Raw genomic sequence first — 4,117 nt, forward strand, 5'->3', positions numbered from 1 at the left:
TGGGCTGTCGGTGACGACGTGGGCTCGGAGAGCGGGGAACGGGTCAGCGGGGGGTGATGCCGTCGTGCTTGGCGAGCTCGGCGAGGCGGGCGTTGTACTCGGCCAGGGCGGCGTCGTCGTCGCGGTCGGCCTGCCTGTCCTGCCGGCGGGCAGCACGGTCCTCGTCGCGGGCCCAGCCGATGGCGACGGAGACCGCGAGCACGAGCGTGGGCAGCTCACCGATGCCCCAGGTGATCGCCCCACCGACCTGCTGGTCGGCCAGCGCGTCCACCCCCCACGGAAGCCCGAGCCGGCCGAAGTGGTCGGCGGCGAAGAGGGTGGTGGCCTGCATGATCGACACCCCGAAGAAGGCGTGGAACGCCATCGTCGCGAAGAGCAGGAGCAGCCGCATCGGGTAGGTGGGCCGCGCCGGTCCGGGGTCGATGCCGATGAGCGCGTTGGCGAAGAGGTACCCGGCCAGGCTGAAGTGGACGACCATGAGGACGTGGCCGATGTGCACGTCCATGTTCAGTGCGAACGCGAAGAGCGGCGTGTAGTAGAAGACGATCATCGAGCCCGCGAAGTTGATCGCCGCCACGACCGGCCGGGCCCAGAACTGCGCCCATCGCGAGTGGACGAGGGCGAGCAGCCACTCCCGCGGCCCGCGTGAGCCGTCGGTCCGGGCGGGCAGTGCCCGCAGCGCCAGGGTGACCGGCGCCCCGAGGACGAGGAAGATCGGCACCACCATCGCGAGCAGCATGTGCTGGACCATGTGCCCGCTGAACAGCACGAGCCCGTAGACCGCCGGTCCGCCCGAGGTGACCCACCCGAAGAGCACCATCCCCGCCAGCCAGGACGCCGTGCGGGCCCCCGACCAGTGGTCCCCACGGCGCCGCAGCCGCAGCACCCAGGTGAGGTAGACGGCGATGCCGGCCACCGTGGCGACCCCGAAGAGGATGTCGAGCCGCCACTCGGTGAGCCAGGTGAGGAAGCTCGGTTCGGGCGGGGCAGGGTAGCCGGTGACCTCCTGGACCGGGGTCGGCCGCGCCGGTGGCTCCTGCGGGACCGGTGGGGGGCTGGCGGCCAGCGCCACCGACACCCCGATGACCGCGGCCATGAGGAGCACCTCGCCGACGGCCAGCCGCCAGAACAGCCCGGGCCGGTCGGCGACCTGCGGCACGGTCCGCCGCCGGTGCAGCCAGCCGACCATGCCGAGGCCGGCGAAGGCGAGCGCCTTGGCCAGGAGCAGCTGACCGTAGGGCGTGCCGAGGTCGGCCGGGGAGCCCACCCGGATCCAGCCGTTGGCCACGCCGGAGACCCCGACGAGCGCGAACGTCCAGCCGGACATCGTCGAGAAGCGGGTGACGGCGGAGGTCCGGTCGACCCCCAGGTGCCGGCCCACGAGGCAGAGCACGGCCAGGCCCCCTGCCCACAGCGACATCGCACCCATGTGCATCCACAGGGAGGACACCGCCAGGGCGTGCTCGGCGGCGCCGGCGGCGTGGCCGGTGAGCGCGATCGGCACGAGCGTGCCCAGGCCCAGTGCCCCCGCCAGGGCGGCGCCGGTCGGGGTGCTCACCGCCACGCTCACCGTGGCGAGCAGGGCGACGAGGAGGGTCGCCGCGAGGTAAGCCTGGCCCATCGGGATCTGGGTGACGAAGTGGGCCAGCTCCGGGCCGAAGGTCGGCTCGTCGAGGCGGCGCCCGGAGGTGCGGGAGTAGGTGAGCACGATGCGCAGCACGCTCGCCAGCGTCCACACGACCGCGGCGACGGACGCGGTGCGGGCCGCCACCCGCCACGCCGTCCCGTCGACCGGCCCCCGGACGCGGCGCCGCTTCCCGGGGCGGTCGGACGGCGGGGCGGGCAGGACGAGTGCGCACAGCGCGAGGGCGCCGAGCGTCACGGCGGCGGCCCCGTCGGTGAGGACGGTGACCGCCGGGACACCCCAGCGGACGAGGGCGCCCGGGTCGAGCACCCCGGTCGGCGCGACCGCGCCCGACCACAGCAGGCCGAGCACGAGCGCGGCGCCTGCCGCCGCTACGGCGAGCGGGGTCCCGAGACCCGGGCGGAGCAGGCTGGAGGCGCGTGACGTCACCCTTCCAGGGTAAGTCCGCCCGCGGCGTACATCGCCGCCGCGTCCAGGTGACCTTCAGCCTCGGGTGGCATACTCGCGCGGGTACACCGCACGACACCTGGTCGACCCATGTCGACCGGAGGACAGGGGAACGATGACCACACCCACCGGCGCCGGCCTGGCTCCCAGCACGGCGACCATCGAGCACGCCGACCTCCAGCGCTCGGCGGAGCTGCTCGCCCGGGTGAACGACATCTTCAGCCAGCGGGTGGTGGGCCAGGACGCGTTGCGCGTGGCCCTGGTCTCCACGCTGCTCGCCGGCGGGCACATCCTGCTCGAGTCGGTGCCGGGGCTGGCCAAGACGACGGCGGCCCAGACCCTGGCGTCGTCCGTGTCCGGGACGTTCCACCGCATCCAGTGCACGCCGGACCTCATGCCGAACGACATCGTCGGCACACAGATCTTCAACTACGCGACGGGGACGTTCACCACCCAGCTCGGGCCGGTGCACGCCAACCTCGTCCTGCTCGACGAGATCAACCGCTCCAGCGCCAAGACCCAGTCCGCGATGCTCGAGGCGATGCAGGAGAAGCAGACCTCGATCGGCGGCGAGGTCTACCCGCTGCCCAAGCCGTTCATGGTGCTCGCCACGCAGAACCCCATCGAGGAGGAGGGCACCTACGTGCTGCCCGAGGCCCAGATGGACCGGTTCCTCGTCAAGGAGGTGCTGACCTACCCGACCCCCACGGAGGAGGTCCGGGTGCTGGACGGGATCAGCTCCGGCTCCTTCGAGGCCCCGCTGCGCAGCGCCCCCATCACCCTCGACGACGTGCTGTTCCTTCAGCGCCTCACCCAGCAGGTGTACGTCGACACCTCGATCAAGCAGTACATCGTGGCCATCGTCAACACCACGCGGGGCGGCGGGCCGCGGCCGCTGCCGAAGTTCTCCCAGCACGTGCGCGTGGGCGCCAGCCCGCGCGGTGCGATCGCCCTCATGCGGGTGGCGCAGGCGCACGCGCTGCAGCAGGGACGTACCTACGTCGTGCCCGACGACGTCAAGGCGCTGAGCCACAGCGTGCTGCGCCACCGCCTCGTGCGGACCTACGACGCGCTGGCGAACAACGTCGCCCCCGAGGCCCTCATCGACGCCGTCTTCGCCGCCGTTCCCGCTCCGTAATGTCGACCGCCTCCCGGCTGGCCAAGATCCGCGCACGCCTCGACCTGCCCACGGTCCGGCGCGCGTCGGGCCTGCTCGACGGGCACCACCGCTCGATCTTCACCGGCCACGGGCAGGACTTCGACGACATGGTCGAGTACCACCCGGGTGACGACGTCGGGGACATCGACTGGAAGGCCTCGGCGCGGGCCGGGTACCCGATCATCCGGCGGTTCGTCCACGAGTCCAACCTCGCCATGGTGCTCGCCGTCGACACCGGCCGGTCGATGGCGGCGACGGCGCCGAGCGGGGAGCGGAAGTCGGAGATCGCGCTCTTCGCCGCTGACGTCGTCGCCTACCTCGCCCGGGCACGCGGCGACCTCGTCGGGCTCGTCGCGGGGGACTCGCGCCGGATCACCCAGGTGCCCGCCCGCGGCGGGACCGGGCACATGGAGATGCTGCTGCGCATCCTCGAGCGCGACCTCACCCGGGACGCGCCGCCGTCGGACCTCAGCCGGGTGCTGGACCGGATCCTCACCTCCGCCACCCGGCGCACGCTCGTCGTCCTCATCACCGACGAGGCGCGTCCGGCGCTGAGCGACGAGGACGCGCTGCGCCGACTGCGCACCCGCCACGACATCATGGTCATCTCGGTCGCCGACGCCATCCCCACGACGCCCGGCATCGGGCCGGTCGCCGACGTCGACGGCGGGCTGGAGCTGCCGCCGTTCCTCCAGCGCGACCGGCGCCTCCACGCGGCGGCGACTACCGCCGTCGCCAACCGCAAGAAGCGGGTGCGGGACATGCTCCGCCGGCGCGGTATCGAGCACGTCGTGGCCGCCAGCTCCGACGACGTCGTCGACGCCCTCATCGACCTGTTCCGGAGGCAGCGACGTGTCCGGCGCTGA

Annotated in this window: 3 protein-coding genes; 2 read left to right on the forward strand and 1 reads right to left on the reverse strand. The window is 72.9% G+C overall.

Going from position 1 to position 4,117, the window contains the following annotated elements:
- Positions 1-43: 43 nt before the first annotated feature.
- A complete protein-coding gene (locus Q0195_RS03160; protein ID WP_299274401.1) occupies positions 44-2,074 on the reverse strand; it encodes a bifunctional copper resistance protein CopD/cytochrome c oxidase assembly protein in 2,031 nt (676 codons plus the stop codon).
- Positions 2,075-2,207: 133 nt separating this feature from the next.
- Between Q0195_RS03160 and Q0195_RS03165 the strand changes: the two genes are divergently transcribed.
- Both Q0195_RS03165 and Q0195_RS03170 read left to right on the forward strand, forming a co-directional pair.
- Complete coding sequence (locus tag Q0195_RS03165; protein ID WP_299274403.1) at positions 2,208-3,230, forward strand: MoxR family ATPase; 1,023 nt, start codon at positions 2,208-2,210, stop codon at positions 3,228-3,230.
- On the forward strand, positions 3,230-4,117 hold the full coding sequence (locus Q0195_RS03170) for a DUF58 domain-containing protein (protein ID WP_299274406.1): 888 nt from the start codon (positions 3,230-3,232) through the stop codon (positions 4,115-4,117). The genes Q0195_RS03165 and Q0195_RS03170 overlap by 1 nt, the downstream gene beginning before the upstream one ends.

Source organism: uncultured Georgenia sp. (assembly GCF_937958535.1).
Classification (GTDB): Bacteria; Actinomycetota; Actinomycetes; order Actinomycetales; family Actinomycetaceae; genus Oceanitalea.